The organism is Nitrosopumilus sp. S6 (genome assembly GCF_054515815.1).
In genome coordinates, this window is record NZ_JBTNRI010000011.1 from 33716 (window position 1) to 52143 (window position 18428).

Sequence of the window (18428 nt, forward strand, 5' to 3'; positions counted from 1 at the left end):
TGTAAATTTTACTTATTCTCTTTTTCTTATTGTTCTATTTGCAATATTGGCGGCAATTCCACCTGCTGCGATACCATTGTCTATGTTTACAACTGATAGCCCTAACGAACAACTTTGCAGCATTGATGCAAGAGCTGCAATTCCTTTTTCTCCATAACCATACCCTACTGATGTTGGAATTCCAATAATTGGAATATCTACTAATGTAGAAACTAATGTTGCAAGTGCCCCTTCCATTCCTGCAGCAACTATAACACAATCAACATCTTCTTTTACCATTTCTTTTAAAATTGGAAAAATTCTTTGAATTCCTGCAACTCCTACATCGTAACTTGTAATGCATTTACAATTCATTGCCTCACATACCAATCTTGCTTCTTCTGCTACGCCAATATCTGAAGTTCCTGCAGTAAGAATGCCTACTTTACCTCCTTGAAATTTAATTGGTTTTTTGAATAATAACAATGTAGATGATTTTTTTCCTGTTTTGACTTTAACTTTGAGTTTTTTTGCAAATGCTTGTATTTTTGGGTAATCTGTTTTCTTTAATCTTGAAACAATTACAGAATTTGATTTTTCTAAAACTCTTTTTATGATTTTTTTGATTTCATCTAGTTCTTTTGTCTCTGCAAAAATTATCTCTGGGATCCCTCTTCGATTTCTTCTATTGATATCAATCTTAGCAATTCCTTCTATCTCTTCAATAGAATACAATGATAGGAGTTTTTTTGCATCATTAACTGAAATCTTTCCTGATTTCACAGCTTTTAGAATTTCGTGAGTTTCCAATAATTTGTTTTCTTTTTATGGATAAAAAAAGGCTTAGATTTCAATACCTGAAATTGCACCTTTAACGCTTTCAACTGCTTTGTTAAAGACTTGTTTTTCATCATCATTTAGATCTAACTCAATGATTTTTTCTACACCTTTCTTTCCTATTACTGCTGGAACTCCAATTGTTACATCTGAATGACCATATTCGCCATCAAGATAAGTCGCTACTGGGATTACCTGCTTTCTATCTCTTACAACCGATTCAACAATTGCAGAAATTGCGTTTCCTGGTGCATGTACAGTAGCTCCTTTTAGTTCAATTACTTTTGCTGCAACTTGTTTTGTATTTTGAACTAATTCTTCCAATTTTTCTTTTGGTAGAAATGACGATAATGGAATTCCTGAAACAGATGAAAATCTTGGTAAAGGTAACATGTTTTCACCATGTTCCCCAATTACTAGTGCTCTGATTGAATCACGAGAATGTCCCGTTGCTTCGTGGATAAATTGTCTAAATCTTGATAAATCAAGCATGCCTCCCATTCCAAATACTCTACTTCTATCAAATCCTGATACCTTGTATGTGATGTATGCCATTGGGTCTAATGGGTTAGTTACTGGAATAATCATAGAGTCGTCTGCGTATTTTTTGACATTTTCTACTACACTTTTTACAATTGATGCATTAATTTTCAAAAGATCCATTCTTGTCATTCCTGGTTTTCTTCCAGAACCTGCAACTACTACTACAATATTGGAACCTTTCATGTCTTCAAAATTATTGGAACCTTTTACTTCAACATCAATTCCTTGTTCTGAAAGCATATGGTTGATATCCATTGCCTCTCCCTGAGGAAGTCCTTCTGCGACATCTAATAACAAAATTTGATCATCTAGTCGCTTTAATGCTGAAAATAATGCCGCGTCTCCACCTACTTTACCTGAACCAATTATAGTAATCATGAACACCGCTGTTAATTTTCAATAATTAAATCTAGTGAAATTTTAGACCGATCAGACGAATTTATAAGCATTTTTGATAATTTTTAATCAATGGTTTTAGTAATTGATCCTCAAATTGCAGGAATATCAGGAGATATGCTTCTTTCTTCTCTGATTGATTTGGGAGCAAATAAAGAAAAGGTAATTGATGGAATTAAAAAATCTGAAAAATTTTTCTCAGACTCTACCATTAAAAAAATTGATTTTCAAAAAACCAAAAAACGAGGAATTGAAGCTCTTCAACTGATTTTAGATGTTGATGAGAACTCTCATGAAAGAAAGGGCTCTGAAATTAAAAAAGCAATTAATGACTCTACCCAAAATTTAGGTCTGTCAGACAAAGCAAAAGTATTTGCTGAATCTTGTATTAATTCACTAATTTCTTCAGAATCTAAAATACATGGAGTTTCAGAAGATTCTGTCCATTTTCATGAAGCCTCTAGTATTGATACACTAGTTGACATTGTTGGAATTACAATTGCTTTAGATGATTTAGGATTGTTTGATGAAAAAATTATCTGCATGCCTGTTTCTGTGGGTGGGGGAAGTGTAACTTTCTCACATGGAACAATGTCTAATCCTGCAAGTGCTATTCTTGAGATTTTCAAAAATTCTTATCTAAAAATTAAAGGCAATGACGCTAATGAGGAATTGACAACGCCTACTGGTGCGTGTATTTTGGCTAATTTGACAAATACTTGTATGGATTATTATCCTGCCATGAAGATTGACTCAATTGGTTATGGTGCAGGACAAAAAGATTTTCAAAATTTCTCAAATGTGTTGAAATTGGTTCGAGGTTCCACAAATAATTTAGAAAGTGACTCAGTAAAGATTCTTGAAACTAATGTTGATGATATTTCAGGTGAAATACTTGGAAATCTAATTGAGAAAATCATGCAAAAGGGTGCTAGAGATGCCTCAATTTATCATGGAATAACAAAAAAAGGAAGACCTACAAACCTAATTTCTATAATATGTGATGATCAAAATATTGATGAAATTGTCGATACACTGGTCTTGGAAACCGGTACGTTAGGTGTCAGAATATCTGAATCTAATCGATTTATTGTACCTAGAACTAATGAAAATATTTCATTAACAATTGATGGAAAATCATTTGATGTGAGATATAAAAAATCAACATTCAAAGGAAAAACTGATTTTAAAATAGAGTTTGATGATTTAAAGGATATATCAAATTCTCTTGAGAAGTCAATTAAAGAAACAGAATCTTTACTTCGAAAAGAGATTGAAAAATTGGAGAATTAAATGACAAAATTACATGAATTAGAAAATTGGTTTGCTGACAAAAATAAAGTCATGATTGCATTATCTGGTGGTGTAGATAGTGCACTTGTTGCGTATGCTGCATATCAAAAACTTGGTGATTCTGCAATTGCAGTAACTGCTGATTACAAAACTCTGTCTGAAGAGGAATTACAAACAGCTAAAAAAATCTGTACTGAGATAGGAATAACACAACTTTTCTTAGATTATAATGAACTTGAAAATGAAGATTTTACAAAAAATGATTCTACTAGATGTTTTCATTGTAGACTTGAATTAGGAGATCATCTGCTAAAATTGGCAAAAGAACATCATGTAGATGTAATTGTTGATGGGACAAATTTGGATGATTTGGGTGATTACAGGCCTGGAATTGATGCATTACGGAAAAATGGCATTCTGAGTCCTCTTGTTGAAACAAATCTCTCAAAATCTCAAATTAGACAAATTGCAAAATCTGTTGGATTATCTGTTCATGATAAACCTTCTAACTCTTGTCTGGCATCACGTATTCCTTGGGGTCAAAGAGTTACTGCTGAGAAACTCACTAGAATTGAATTTGGTGAAACTGTTGTTAAGCAACTAACCAAAGTCAAACAAGTTCGTGTTCGTGATCTAAATGGCTCTGCAAAAATTGAAGTGGAAAAAAATGATATTTCTGAATTCAATGATGCTGTATTAGATAAAATCACAGAAAAATTAAAGATGATAGGATTTACTTCAGTTGAAATTGATCAAGAAGGGTATAAACCAGGAAAAATTAACGTGATTGCAGATTGATTTATCTTGACAACGCTGCATCTACTCAAATTCATGAAGATGTCTTAGAATCAATGCTTCCATACCTCAAAGAACAATACGGAAATCCTTCTTCTATTCACCGCTATGGGAGATTATCTCGTAAGGCAGTTGAAAAAGCAAGAAAACAAATTGCATCTTTGATTAATGCTGAACCTTCTGAAATTTTTATCACTTCTGGAGGTACAGAATCAAATAATACTGCATTAAGAGGAATTGCAACTAAACATTTTTCTGGTCAAATTATCACTTCTTCAATTGAACATGACGCAATTTTAGAACCATGTAAAAAATTATCTCAAGATGGTTTTGATGTAGTTTATCTTCCAGTTGACAAGTTTGGTGCGATTAGCCTATCTGATTTAAAAAAACATCTTTCTGAAAATACTAGAATTGTTTCAATTATGTTTGGAAATAATGAAGTTGGTACAATTCAACCAATTGTAGAAATTGCTAAACTATGTCATGAACATGGTGTTGTGTTTCATACTGATGCTGTCCAGGCAGTAGGAAAAGTACCAATTGATGTTCATGAATTGGATGTGGATTTGTTGTCTATTTCATCTCATAAGCTATACGGTCCCAAGGGAATTGGTGCCTTGTATGTCAAAAAAGGAATGATTCTTAATCCTATGATTCTGGGTGGCGGACAAGAACATGGTTTACGTTCTGGTACTGAAAATGTGGCAAATATTGTTGGTTTTGGTAAGACGTGTGATATTGCAAAAACTAATCTAAATGATAATATTTCTCACATGAAAAAACTCCGAGATACTTTGGTTCAAAATGTATGTGATGAAATTTCCCAAGTAACTGTTAATGGACATCCTGAATCTCATTTGCCAAACAATGCTCATTTTACGTTTCTTGGTGTAAATGGTGAGGATCTAATAATCAAACTTGATGAGTATGGTATTGCTGCATCTACTGGTTCTGCATGTTCTGTTCATACTCAAAAAGCATCTCATGTTTTACAGGCAATGGGATTTTCTCATGAGCAAATTACTGGTTCATTAAGATTAACAACTGGAATGTTTAATGATGAAAAAGAAATTGAACATACTGTGGAAATTCTAAAAATAGTTGTAGAAGAATTAAGATCTGTGTCGCCGTTTAAGGAAAAGTATTCTTTTTCAAAAAACTAAATTTTCATTTGAATCTTATTTCTTGTTAGAATTACTGTTGTCATAATTCCGACTAACAGAATCATCATTGCAATTGTTCCAAACTCTGGAACAATGTAAGTTCCAATAATTTCAATATCTGAATCTCCTTGCTCAAAATTGATTGTAATTACTCTTGAATCTGAATGTACAACTGATTCTTGATATGCTACCTCAACTCCATCAATCAAAACAATAAAGGTATCATCTTTTCCATCTTGTTTTTCAGCTCCTATGAATTCTCTTGGCAAGTCCAAGTCAATTTTTCCTTCGTCTGTTGAATCAATTTGAACTATTAATGCAAAAATGTCTGAATCAACTATCATGTCTTTGACTGTGCCTCCTTTGATTGTATATTCTACATCAAATGTTCCATGACTTCCAGCGTCAACTTCAAAATTAGTTGTTGTTTCTACTACTTCCGATTTTGGTTCATAATTAAAATCGGTTTCAGCTATAGTTCCTCCAGCGACTTCATACGATGCTCTAACTGTAACGGTTCCTGCTTTCTTCCATAATGGACCTTCAGCAAGTATCGTTTTTGAAAATGTTCCATCTTGAGCTATAGTAATTTGTGCAATTTCTATCATATTGCCTTCTCTAAATAACTGTAATACCACATCTACTCCTTCTACAAATGTCTCTACTTCTCCTGATATGACTATGGTATCTCCTTCATCATAATTTTTATCATCTGTTTGAATTGTTATTGCTGGCTGTTCTTGTGCAAAAGCAAATCCCGTTGAAATTATCAATAAAGAAATTATTCCATAAAATATCCTAGAATCCACAAATTTTGAATGGCATGTTTGTATATTTCTTTTACTATCAAAAATGAAAAAATGAAAAAAGATGTGATTTTTAGTATCTTGGCATAATGCTGAGTCTTGATTTTGCAGATACTGCAATTATTGAGATAATTGCTACTGCTAGAATCATGGCTGCAATTGTACCAAACTCTGGGATTACAAAGGTACCAATAATTTCAATTTGTTCAGTTCCTGCTGGGAACATGACTGTTACTTTGTTTGCAACAATCTCAACATCATCCCATTCTTCTCCGTCAACTAATACCATAAAGATACCGTCTTGGACTGTCTTTGATGGAGTTACTGTTAATATTCCATCCTTCTTGGAACTTATGTTGATAACAATTGAGTTATCGTCTGTATTGAGAGTTGCACTTGTAACTGTACCACCTGAAATACTAAATGGTACACAATGACCATTTGCAGTAATTTCATTTACACTACATTGTTTGGACGTTGTTGGTGTTTGGTAGTTTGGATTGTATGCAACTCCACCAGTCAATTGAACTTTGACAGTACTCTTTTTATCAGCACTACCATAGTTTGCTTTGATGATGTAGGTACCGTCGTATTTCCACATGTTACCTGATGTATTTACTGTTGTCTCAAAACTACCATCTTTTGACACAGTTATTTGATCAACTGCGATAATTGAGTTAAGAGGACTTACAACAGTAATTGTAACTGGAAATCCAGATGCTACATTTGCTACTTGCCCTTGTACTGAAATCATATCACCTTGTTTATACTCCGTTTTATCTGTCCAAACAGATACGGGAATGTCTCCAAGTAACATCTTGTTTGATGCTGCTCTTGCATCCTCCATGGAACATCCTACACATGCTTGTGGAATTTCTCCTGCATATGCTGATGATATGGTTAAAGTACCGACTGCAGTCAAAACGGCTAGTAGCGCGAACGACGTACGGTTGTTCATCTTGTTGCGATTTAAACCCGTCTCTATTTATGTATATTTAAAAAATGAAAAAAGATGTGATTTTTAGTATCTTGGCATAATGCTGAGTTTTGATTTTGCAGATACTGCAATTATTGAGATAATTGCTACTGCTAGAATCATGGCTGCAATTGTACCAAACTCTGGTACTACTACACCGTCTTTGATATCTACTTCAGTTGAAGCAGTATATTTTGGATCGCTAAATTGTTGTGCTTTAACAGTATAGATACCGTCTTGTTTCCATAATGGTCCACCAGTAGTAATTGTTGAAGTAAATTCTCCATTAAGCATTGGTGACACTTGAGCAACTTTTACTACATTTCCATTTGGAGCACTTACAGTGATTGTGACATCTGTAGCTACTCTATCTGTGGTTCCGACAATCACAATTTTATCTGATCCTATTTCAGCTTCAGCACTAATTTCAATTCCTGTATCTTTTGCAACATTTGGTTCGATTTTTGAAAATATGTCTGATGTCAAGTTAGACTCTGTAACAGAAGTTTTCATTGCCTTTCCATTTGCTACTTCAACAAGTACCTTCATAGAATATAATGAACTTGCTCCTACACTTTGTTTTGCTCGAATTTCATAAAATCCATTTTCTTTCCACATTGAACTTATTTTAAATTCAGTGGAAAATTCACCGTTTGCATCTGGTGAAACTTGGTCTATTGCAACTACGTTATTTCCACTTGGGGATATTACTCTAAATGTCACATCGGTGACCTTTGAGATTGTTTTTCCTTTAACAGTAATTGTATCTGAACCTTTATCTGCCATAGCTGTAACAGTCATTCCTTGTGTTTGAGCAAAGGCATCTTGTTGAATTGAAGTCATTGAAACTAATGACAGTGCCAAAAGGGCTATTGCCATTGATGTTGTAGAACGTTTAAAATTCATCCTATTTTTCCCCAAGTTACCTTGGTATTTATGTATATTTAAAAAGAGAAAAAAGATGAAATTTTAGATCCTTGGCATAATACTAAGTCTTGATTTTGCAGATACTGCAATTATTGAGATAATTGCTACTGCTAGAATCATGGCTGCAATTGTACCAAACTCTGGGACTACAAATGTACCGATTATTTCAATCTCTTCAGCCCCTGCTGGGAATGCTATGGTGAGTGTTCTGTCTACTGATGTGGTTGTTTCATCAAAGTCTACCTCTTCTCCGTCAACTAGAACGAAAAAGTCGTCATCTACACCATTAAGTATGGCATCTAGTACTGATCTAGGGATTGTTAATGTGATTGAACCATCATTAGTTGCGTCAATTGACACAATCAAAGAGTTTGCATCAACATCGGGCATAATTCCAAGTAATTTTGCACCTGTGATCTTATATCCGATCAAATCTGTTGAACCTTCAATTGCAACAGTTGTATCTGTGACCTTACCTGTATTTTTTGGTGGTGTCACTACTACTGTAGAACCTCCAAACTCAAATGATGTTGTAGCAGATCTATTTTCATTACCATATTGAACAGTAATTGTGTATGAGCCTTCTGCTTTCATTAGTGAACCTCCAGCAGTTATTTCAGTACTGAATTTTTTGTCTGCACCAACTGTTACTTGATCAATTGATACCAAGTTACCATTAGGAGCTTTGACAATTACACTTACAGGAGTTCCTGAATATAGATCTCTAACTTCACCTGTTACCATGATAACTTCACCTTCTGAATAGGATGTCTTATCTGTAGTAACAACAATCGTATTTTGTATTTGTCCAAATGCTGGTGCCATACCAATACTTGCAACTAGAATTGCTGATAAGGCAAACACCATCAATTGTGATTTCATTGACTTTACGCCTAAATTTCTACTATTTAAGGTTGTGAAAAGATTAATTGACAAAATGGAATAATCACTATTTACTTGACGAATTTCAGATTAGATATATATTAACCTGAGCGTGAGATTTTGACAGTTTGTGTGTATTCATTACTGTTACATTTAATGTTCGACGTGGGGGTTTTGTAATTGGCAACTAAGAAAAACCAAATTCTTGTACCTGACCATATCTATGTTCCAAAACATGAAATCATTTCAAAACAAGAAGCTGAAGAAGTTTTAAAAAAATACAATTGTAAACCAACAGAATTACCTTTAATCTTTGTAAATGATCCTGCCATTTTAGGACTTGGTGTAAAACCTGGTGATATGATAAAGATCACAAGAAAAAGTCCAACTGCTGGTGAAAGTCTGTATTATCGATACGTGGTGGAAGTTTAGATGGTGGATCCTTCAACTAAACGTTGGCCAGTAATTCAAGATATCTTAAAGAGAGAAGGTATTGCACGTCAACATCTAAATTCATTTGATGAATTTTTAGAAAGAGGATTACAGAGTATAATCAATGAAGTCGGTCAGATTGATATTGAAAATGCTGAATATCCTTACAAAATTCAACTAGGTAAAGTCAAACTTCAACAACCAAGAATGATGGAACTTGATGGTTCTATTACCCACATCACTCCTGCAGAAGCTAGATTGAGAAATGTATCTTACTCTGCACCTGTAATGATGGAAGCAAGTGTTGTTGAAGATGGAAAAATACTAGAATCTAGATTTGTTCACATTGGTGATGTTCCAGTTATGGCAAAATCAAATGCATGTATCTTACACAATTTCTCTACCCAAAAATTAGTTGAACATGGTGAAGATCCAAATGATCCTGGTGGCTACTTTATCATCAATGGTTCTGAGAGGGTCATTGTTGGATTAGAGGATCTCTCTTACAATAAAATCATAGTTGACAAAGAGACAGTTGGCGGAAACATTGTTCACAAAGCTAAAGTCTATTCTTCCATTGTTGGTTATCGTGCAAAATTAGAACTTGTTATGAAAAATGATGGATTAATTGTTGCCAGAATTCCTGGTTCTCCAGTTGATATTCCAGTAGTTACTTTGATGAGAGCACTTGGATTAGAATCTGATAGAGAGATTGCAGCAGCAGTATCTCTTGTAGATGAACTCCAAGATGAGTTAGAAGGCTCTTTTGAAAAAGCAGGAGATGTTCCAACTGCAAAAGATGCTATTGTTTACATCAGTAAGAGAATTGCACCCGGAATGCTTGAAGAGTTCCAGATTAAACGTGCTGAAACTTTACTTGATTGGGGTCTTTTACCTCACTTGGGAAAACATCCTGAAAATAGAAAAGAAAAAGCCCAATTCTTAGGAGAAGCAGCTTGTAAATTATTAGAACTAAAACTTGATTGGATTAAACCTGATGATAAAGACCACTATGGAAATAAAGTCATCAAATTTGCCGGACAGATGCTTGCAGACTTGTTTAGAACTGCATTTAGAAATCTTGTTCGTGATATGAAATACCAATTAGAGCGTTCTGGACAAAAACGTGGAATTAATGCAGTCGCTGCTGCAATCCGTCCAGGAATTATTACTGATAAATTAAACAATGCAATTGCCACAGGAAACTGGGGTAGAGGTCGAGTAGGTGTTACTCAATTACTTGATAGAACAAACTATCTTTCAACAATTAGTCACCTTAGAAGAATTCAATCTCCACTTAGTAGAACTCAACCAAACTTTGAGGCAAGAGATTTACACGCAACACACTTTGGAAGAATATGTCCAAGTGAAACTCCTGAAGGTTCTAACTGTGGTCTTGTAAAGAATCTGGCATTATCTGGAATCATTTCTGTAAATGTACCCTCTGAAGAAATTGTAGAAAAACTCTATGATCTTGGAACTGTTCACTTCTTTGATGCAAAAGAAGATTTGAAGAAAGATGGAACTAGAATTTTCGTTGATGGTAGACTAATTGGATATTACAAAGATGGTGAACAACTAGCAGAATCCCTTAGAGACTTGAGAAGAAACTCAAAGATTCATCCACATGTTGGTGTATCATTTCATAAATCTGAAATTGAAGGTTCTACAAGAAGACTTTATGTTAACTGTAATGCAGGACGTGTCTTAAGACCACTAATTATTATCAAAGATAACAAACCACTACTTACTACTGATTTACTAGATAAAATCTCAAAGAAACTCATCTCATGGACTGATCTTTTGAGAATGGGTGTCTTAGAAATGATTGATGCAAATGAAGAAGAGAACTGTTATGTCACACTAGATGAGAAAGATACAAAGAAACACACTCACCTTGAAGTTTTCCCACCAGCAATTCTTGGTGCCGGTGCCTCAATCATTCCCTACCCTGAACATAACCAGTCTCCAAGAAATACATACGAGTCTGCAATGGCAAAACAGAGTTTAGGATTTTCAACACCTATGATGAATACTAGTACCTATGTTAGACAACACTTTATGCTATATCCTCAGGTCCCAATTGTCAACACAAAAGCAATGAAACTTTTGGGATTAGAAGACAGACCAGCAGGTCAAAACTGTGTAGTTGCAGTGTTGCCATTTGATGGTTACAACATTGAGGATGCAATCGTTCTTAGCAAAGCATCAGTTGATCGAGGTCTTGGAAGAACATTCTTCTTTAGAATTTATGATGCTGAAGCAAAACAATATCCTGGTGGAATGCGTGATGCATTTGAAATTCCAAATGCTGAAGACAACATACGAGGATACAAGGGAGAACGTGCATACAGACTATTAGAAGAAGACGGTGTTGTTGCAGCAGAATCTCCAGTAAAAGGTGGAGATATCTTGATTGGAAAAACTAGTCCTCCAAGGTTCATGGAAGAATACCGAGAGTTTGAATCATCTGGTCCTTACAGAAGAGATACATCCATTGGTGTTAGACCCTCAGAAACTGGAGTTGTTGACACTGTAGTTATGACTCAATCAAATGAAGGTGGAAAGATGTACAAGATTAGAGCAAGAGATATGAGAATTCCAGAGATTGGTGATAAATTTGCATCAAGACATGGACAAAAAGGAATTTTAGGAATTTTAGCTAAAGCAGAAGACTTGCCATATACTGCAAGTGGAATGTCTCCTGATGTTTTGATTAATCCACATGCTTTCCCATCTAGAATGACTGTGGGTATGATGATGGAATCTATCTGTGGAAAATCTGCAGCATTACGTGGAAAGAGATTTGATGGTTCTGCATTTGTTGGAGAAAAAATGGATGAAGTAAGAGTAGTAATGGATGCACATGGCTTTGAATATTCAGGTAAAGAAATAATGTATGATGGAAGAACTGGAAAATCATTCCCAGTTGAAGTTTTCATTGGAGTTGTATATTACCAAAAACTACACCACATGGTTGCAGACAAGATTCATGCAAGAGCACGTGGACAAGTTCAGATGTTAACTAAACAACCAACAGAAGGAAGAGCAAGAGGTGGTGGTCTTAGATTTGGTGAAATGGAGAGAGATTGTTTGATTGCTTATGGTGCTTCTATGATTCTTAAAGACAGACTACTTGACGAGTCTGATAAATCTGATATCTTTGTCTGTGAGAGATGTGGTCTTGTTGCTTATCATGATGTTAAACAAAGAAAATATGTCTGCAGAGTCTGTGGTGATAAAGCCAAAGTCTCATCAGTTTCAGTTGCATATGCATTCAAACTCCTCTTACAAGAGATGCAGAGCCTTAACGTCGCACCAAGATTGTTAATCAAGGAGAAACTATAATGTCCATTCAAGCAGTAAAAGCAATTGATGGAATCAGATTCTCTGTTTGGTCTCCAACTGAAATCAGAAAATACTCTGTTGCAGAAATCACTGCCCCAGAAACCTACGATGAAGATGGAATGCCTGTTCAAGGAGGTTTGATGGATGGCAGACTGGGAACACTAGAACCGGGACAAAAATGTCTTACATGTGGAAACACTGCAGCAAGATGTCCTGGGCACTTTGGACACTTGGAATTGGCAGAACCAGTTTTACACATTGCATTTATTGATAATATCTACAAATTACTGCAATCAACATGTCGTTCTTGTGCAAGACTCAAAGTTCCACAAGATGATCTTAATGTTTTCAAAACTATCAAAGAAAAACATGCAGCTTATACTGTAATTTCTCAAAAACGTATTCCAGAACAAATCATTGAAAAAGCAAAGAAAGCAAAAGAATGTCCTCACTGTGGTAAGACACAATACGAACTAATCTTTACAAAACCAACTATCTTTGTAGAAAAAACAGAAATCGGAGAACACAGATTACTTCCAATTACAATTAGAGAAAGATTCTCACAAATCATTGATGAAGATTTAGAATTATTATCATATGATCCAATTACTGCAAGACCTGAATGGTTTGTCTTACAGGCATTCCCTGTTCCACCAGTAACTGTTAGACCTTCAATTATCCTGGAAACTGGAATTAGATCAGAAGATGACTTGACTCATAAGATGGTAGATATCATCAGAGTTAATCAGAGACTAAAAGAAAGTAAAGATGCAGGAACTCCTCCTCTTATCGTTCAAGACTTGGTAGACCTATTACAGTATCATACTACAACATACTTTGATAACGAAGTATCTGGAATCCCACAAGCTCATCATCGTTCTGGACGTCCTCTCAAAACCTTAACTCAAAGACTCAAAGGAAAGGAGGGAAGATTCAGAGGTTCATTATCTGGAAAGAGAGTTGACTTTTCAAGTAGAACTGTAATCTCACCTGATCCTAACTTGGACTTGAGTGAGGTTGGTGTTCCTGAGACAGTTGCAATGAAACTAACCATTCCTGAAATTGTTACAGAATGGAATATTGAAAGAATGAGAAAGCTTGTAATTAATGGACCTGAAAAATTCCCAGGTGTAAACTATATCGTTAGACCTGATGGTGTAAAGATTAGACTTGATTTTGTAGAAGACCGTTCTACAATTGCTGAAACACTTGAGATTGGATACTTGGTAGAAAGACACCTTGCAGATGGTGACATTGTCATGTTCAACAGACAACCTTCACTTCACCAAATGTCTATCATGGCACACTATGTTCGTGTACTCCCAGGAAAAACATTCAGACTACATCCATCAGTTTGTCCTCCATACAACGCAGACTTTGATGGTGATGAGATGAACCTTCACGTTCCTCAAAGTGAGGAAGCAAGAGCAGAAGCAATTCTCTTGATGAGAGTTCAAGATCAATTAATCTCACCAAGATATGGTGGTCCGATTATTGGTGCGCTAAGAGACTTTGTAACTGGTGCATATCTTTTAACTAAAGATGATACAACCTTGTCTGTACAAGAATTCTCAAATCTTGCAATGCTTGGTGGTTACACAGAACCATTACCAAAACCTGCAACTAAAACTAAAGATGGCCCTGCATACACTGGAAAACAACTCTTCTCATTATTCTTACCAAAAGACTTCAACTATGTCATTACATCAAAGTGGTCAAAGGGAACAAAAGGACCACAAAAAGATGTTGTAATTAAAAATGGTGAGCTAATCAGTGGTGTCATTGACAAATCTTCAATTGGTGCAGAAGAGCCAGAAAGTGTACTTCATAGAATTGCAAAAGACTATGGCAATGCAGTAGGAAAAAGTTTCCTCAACTCTATTCTAATTATGGTAAAACAATTCATCACACACTATGGTTTCAGTTATGGTTATGGTGATCTTATTGTCCCAGACAAAGACAAACAACAGATTCTAGATGATATCCAAGAAACCTATGACATTGTAGATGACTTGACTGATCAATTTGAAAAAGGTACATTGAAACTAACAAGAGGTATGAGACCTGAGGAGGCACTAGAGGCATACATCGTAAACGAGTTAGGTAAAGCCAGAGACAAGGCAGGCTCTTCTGCTAACGATTGTCTTCCAGCAGATAATGCAGGAAAAATCATGGCTACAACTGGTGCAAGAGGTTCCTCACTTAACGTGGGTCAGATGGCAGGAGCCTTAGGACAACAGTCAAGAAGAGGTAACAGACTTCATGATGGTTACAACAACAGAGCATTAACCCATTATCAAGAACATGACAATAATCCAGATGCACATGGATTTGTAAAATCTAATTACAGAGAAGGACTATCAGCACTTGAATTCTTCTTCCATGCAATGGGAGGTCGTGAAGGACTCGTCGACACTGCAGTTAGAACACAACAAAGTGGTTACATGCAGCGTAGATTGATCAATGCATTAGAACACATTAGATTAGAATATGATGGAACAGTAAGAGATCCACACGGACACATTGTTCAATTCCTTTATGGTGAAGATGGAATTGATGTACAAAAAAGTGATCATGGTGAAGCATTCAACCCAAGTAGATTAATTGAATCACAAAAAATTATCGATTCTGGTAAAAAAGCAACAAAAGAAGAGATTGAAACTCTATCAAAGAAATACACAAAAACATTCAATCCAAGATTAACTTCTCTTGTAATTGACGCATTAACAAAATCTGACTTGAGTAAAGATGGTGTTGAAGCAGTGTGTAAGAAAGGATTATTACTTTACAACAAAGCCCAAGTGGAACCAGGACAAGCAGTCGGAATTATCACTGCACAATCAATTGGTGAACCTGGTACTCAGATGACATTAAGAACATTCCACTTTGCAGGAATTAAAGAAAGAAACGTTACTTTGGGTCTTCCAAGATTAATCGAACTAGTAGATGCAAGAAAGAAACCAGTAACTCCAACTATGGATATCTATCTTGATGAAGAATCAAAGAAATCAAGAGAAAAAGCAATTGAGGTTGCAAGAAATGTTTTGCAAACAAAAGTCAGTGCTTTGATTGCAGATAGTGAGACTGATTATTCTACTGAAATTAAACTAATTTTGAGTGAAAATAGGCTCAAAGAAAGAGGTTGTTCTATTGCAGAAGTTGAAGCAGCATTGTCTTCAAACAAGAAATTCAAGATGGAGACAACTGGTGAACTAATTACACTAAAACTTGTTGATGAATCTGATACTGCAACAGCAATTGCAATCAGAAACAAGGTTCTTAATACAACTGTCAAAGGTGTACCTGACATCGAACGTGTAACCCTTGTCCAAAAAGATGATGAGTGGGTTATTCAGACAACTGGTTCTAATGTTGCCAAAGTACTAGAGGTAAAAGGAATTGACAAGACAAATGTTCGAACAAACAATGTCTTTGAAATTGCAGGAACTCTTGGAATTGAAGCTGCAAGAAATGCATTAATCAATGAACTTAACAGTACTCTGGAAGACCAGGGACTTGAAGTTGATAACAGATACATCATGTTAGTATCTGATTTGATGTGTTCACGTGGTTACATGCAACAAATTGGAAGACATGGAATTGCTGGAACCAAAGACAGTGTCTTGGCAAGAGCAGCATTTGAGATTACTGTTCCAACAATTGCACATGCTGCACTTGGAGGAGAAGTTGAACAACTCAAAGGTATTACTGAAAACGTAATTGTTGGAAGTAACATTCCAATTGGAAGTGGTACAGTTGACTTGTACATGCAAGTAAGCAAGAAGAAATAACTGGATGATAATTATGGCAGATGAAATTTCAACACTAATGGCAAACTCTAAAGATAAAGTTGTATTACTTAGATTAAGAAACAACAAAACAATTCAAGGAGTACTCCAAGACTTTGACATTCACATGAACCTTACACTAGAAAACGCTGAAGACATTACTGAAGAAAAAGCCGAACCATTAGGCAAAGTATTGCTTCGCGGTGACAACATTTTGGCAATATCCTTGCCTGATGAAGAGTCAGACTAACAAACCATAAATCTTAACATTCTTTAAGAAAAGTAATTGCTTGATTTTTTATTTTTAATTTTTATTTTGCCATTTGCATCAGCTCAAGAAATACCAGACTATGACAAACCATATGCTCCAATATTTTTTGATAGGCCAATTTATTCTTGGACTGACAAAATCAAAATCAAAATAATTGCACCAAGCTGGAACACGGACAAAGACTTGATTGATTCAATAGGTGGTGACAATGAGAATCCCATCAAAATTTCAACACGAAGTCATTCATTAGAACCATACAGATTAACTGAAACAGATGTTTCAAGTGGAATATTTACTGGAGAAGTTATCCTTACTGGATTCCTACATGATGTAGACGGTGATGGTAATTATGATACAACACCAAGGACTGTTGGAACTGGTCCTACAAGTGGGTTTTTGGAAGTTGAAAGGGACTCTGGAGTTACTGTATCATTTGAGTTTGCAGATGGTGTAATACTCTCTGAATCAGTTCCTGTATCATGGAATATTGGAACCATTGAATTTACAAGTGATATTTTTCTTTCAAAGGAGTCAGTAGTAGTTAGAGTAATTGATCCTGACATGAATCTAAACCCTGAGGCAATTGATCAAATTCCAATAGAAGTTCTTTCAGACTCTGATATAGGTGGAATCACTGCAAATGCCATAGAAACATCTGAAGACTCTGGCTCTTTTGTTGCCACAATATCTCTAACTCAAAATTCTGCATCAAGTGGAAATAGACTCTATGCAATTCCTGGTGAGACGATTTTTGCTAAATACATTGATTATACACTTCCAAAACCCTATTCTGAATCTGATAATTTAGAAATTCGGGCTCAGTCAAGAGTAGAATCATCTGTTCCTTCAATTCAACGATTAGATAATTATGAAATTAATATCTCTGATAGTTTTGGAAACCCTCTAACAACCGTTTCTCCTGAACAACAAGTTCAGATTGTTGGTAGTTTGTCAAATCTGCAAGACTATGATCAAAAGTTTGTCTATCTCTTTCAAGTGAAAAATTCTCAAAACTATGTTGAATCTCTTTCTTGGATTCAAGGTCAGTTGTCCTCTGGACAAAGTCTTGATGTTTCACAATCTTGGATTCCAAAAAATTCTGGAAACTATGACATTGAAACATTTGTTTGGACTTCACTAAAAGATCCCACTGCACTATCTGATTCTATAACAAGATCTATTTCAGTAGAATGAAAAGTATCAATTATACGTGATTATTAAATAGAAAATTACGTGTTTTTTGTTGTGATGCGATTCATCTTAGGGATAACTCTAGTGTTAACAGCTTTTGCGCCACTTGCATTTGATGATATTTTTGCTGATTCATTTAATGTGAGTTTTAACAAGGACAGTTATCAAACTGGTGACACACTAGTGCTTTCTGGACAAATAATTGATTTTGGAATGCCTGTCATTGCTATGAGTATATTTAATCCTGATGGGAAAATTCTGTCTGCAAATAATTTAGATCTCTCATCTGATGGTAGTTTCTCAAAAACAATTCATTTGGAATCTCCATTTTATGAAATGTCTGGAGAGTATCTCGTACAATTAGATTATGGCCAAATAACTGAAGAACATAATTTTGTAATCCAAGGTAATACTGTTGAATCTGAACCTGAAACTGTTCCTCAAGAAGTCATACTGCCTGAAATCATATCTTTCTATACTGAAAGGGACCATTATTTTGATGGTGACACAATCAAAATTTTTGGAAGTGTCTCAACTTTGGATTCACCTACTGTTCTAATTGGGGTTCATGATCCATTTGGAACCCCTACTGGATTTTATTTTGGAAACATAAACAATGACTTGGAATTTTCTACAATCTTTCTGGTTAAAGATGGTGTAAACTTTAAAGCTGAAGGGACATATTCAATAAAAGCACATTATGCAGAAACTGATGCGCAGTATTTCTTTGAATATTCTGCAGAACCTACTACAACAACACAAACAACTCAAGACACAACACAAACAACTCAAGACACA

Annotated in this window: 14 protein-coding genes and 1 pseudogene; 9 read left to right on the forward strand and 6 right to left on the reverse strand. The window is 35.2% G+C overall.

Translation table 11 applies throughout. The features are described 5' to 3' along the window. Positions 1-12 precede the first annotated feature (12 nt). Both larB and ACX12B_RS07785 read right to left on the reverse strand, forming a co-directional pair. Positions 13-789, reverse strand: coding sequence for a nickel pincer cofactor biosynthesis protein LarB (gene larB / locus ACX12B_RS07780; protein WP_459353454.1), 777 nt, complete (start codon positions 787-789; stop codon positions 13-15). A gap of 33 nt (positions 790-822) precedes the next feature. Further along, positions 823-1737, reverse strand: coding sequence for a malate dehydrogenase (locus ACX12B_RS07785; RefSeq protein WP_459353455.1), 915 nt, complete (start codon positions 1735-1737; stop codon positions 823-825). Between the two features lie 90 nt (positions 1738-1827). Here ACX12B_RS07785 and larC point away from each other — a divergent pair, with 90 nt between their 5' ends. From larC to ACX12B_RS07800, 3 genes are read left to right on the forward strand one after another with little or no spacing between them, the layout of a single operon-like run. Further along, positions 1828-3048, forward strand: coding sequence for a nickel pincer cofactor biosynthesis protein LarC (gene larC / locus ACX12B_RS07790; protein ID WP_459353456.1), 1221 nt, complete (start codon positions 1828-1830; stop codon positions 3046-3048). Then, positions 3049-3846, forward strand: a complete 798-nt coding sequence (gene larE / locus ACX12B_RS07795) for an ATP-dependent sacrificial sulfur transferase LarE (RefSeq protein WP_459353457.1) — start codon at positions 3049-3051, stop codon at positions 3844-3846. It begins immediately after the preceding gene. Continuing rightward, a complete protein-coding gene (locus ACX12B_RS07800) occupies positions 3843-5009 on the forward strand; it encodes a cysteine desulfurase family protein (protein WP_459353458.1) in 1167 nt (388 codons plus the stop codon). The genes larE and ACX12B_RS07800 overlap by 4 nt, the downstream gene beginning before the upstream one ends. On the opposite strand, the gene ACX12B_RS07805 is transcribed toward ACX12B_RS07800, so the two are convergent. The 4 genes from ACX12B_RS07805 to ACX12B_RS07820 form a co-directional block, all read right to left on the reverse strand. After that, a complete protein-coding gene (locus ACX12B_RS07805; protein ID WP_459353459.1) occupies positions 5006-5818 on the reverse strand; it encodes a PEFG-CTERM sorting domain-containing protein in 813 nt (270 codons plus the stop codon). The genes ACX12B_RS07800 and ACX12B_RS07805 overlap by 4 nt on opposite strands. 70 nt (positions 5819-5888) lie before the next feature. Continuing rightward, the gene (locus ACX12B_RS07810; RefSeq protein WP_459353467.1) at positions 5889-6713 is read right to left on the reverse strand and encodes a PEFG-CTERM sorting domain-containing protein; all 825 of its coding nucleotides are present in this window, start codon (positions 6711-6713) and stop codon (positions 5889-5891) included. A 123-nt stretch (positions 6714-6836) separates the two neighbouring features. Continuing rightward, positions 6837-7697: a PEFG-CTERM sorting domain-containing protein gene (locus tag ACX12B_RS07815; protein WP_459353460.1), complete on the reverse strand. Its 861-nt coding sequence runs from the start codon at positions 7695-7697 to the stop codon at positions 6837-6839. Positions 7698-7760: 63 nt separating this feature from the next. Further along, on the reverse strand, positions 7761-8600 hold the full coding sequence (locus ACX12B_RS07820; protein WP_459353461.1) for a PEFG-CTERM sorting domain-containing protein: 840 nt from the start codon (positions 8598-8600) through the stop codon (positions 7761-7763). 180 nt (positions 8601-8780) lie between these two features. On the opposite strand from ACX12B_RS07820, the gene ACX12B_RS07825 reads away from it, so the two are divergent. The 6 genes and pseudogenes from ACX12B_RS07825 to ACX12B_RS07850 form a co-directional block, all read left to right on the forward strand. Beyond that, positions 8781-9032, forward strand: a complete 252-nt coding sequence (locus tag ACX12B_RS07825) for a DNA-directed RNA polymerase subunit H (RefSeq protein WP_014962612.1) — start codon at positions 8781-8783, stop codon at positions 9030-9032. Further along, positions 9033-12380, forward strand: coding sequence for a DNA-directed RNA polymerase subunit B (locus tag ACX12B_RS07830; RefSeq protein WP_459353462.1), 3348 nt, complete (start codon positions 9033-9035; stop codon positions 12378-12380). It begins immediately after the preceding gene. Then, complete coding sequence (locus ACX12B_RS07835; RefSeq protein ID WP_459353463.1) at positions 12380-16171, forward strand: DNA-directed RNA polymerase subunit A'; 3792 nt, start codon at positions 12380-12382, stop codon at positions 16169-16171. The genes ACX12B_RS07830 and ACX12B_RS07835 overlap by 1 nt, the downstream gene beginning before the upstream one ends. A gap of 13 nt (positions 16172-16184) precedes the next feature. Continuing rightward, on the forward strand, positions 16185-16418 hold the full coding sequence (locus tag ACX12B_RS07840) for an LSm family protein (protein WP_459353464.1): 234 nt from the start codon (positions 16185-16187) through the stop codon (positions 16416-16418). A gap of 36 nt (positions 16419-16454) precedes the next feature. Then, complete coding sequence (locus tag ACX12B_RS07845) at positions 16455-17633, forward strand: hypothetical protein (protein WP_459353465.1); 1179 nt, start codon at positions 16455-16457, stop codon at positions 17631-17633. Positions 17634-17714: 81 nt separating this feature from the next. Then, positions 17715-18428: pseudogene (locus ACX12B_RS07850) on the forward strand (tetratricopeptide repeat protein); the annotation flags it as partial.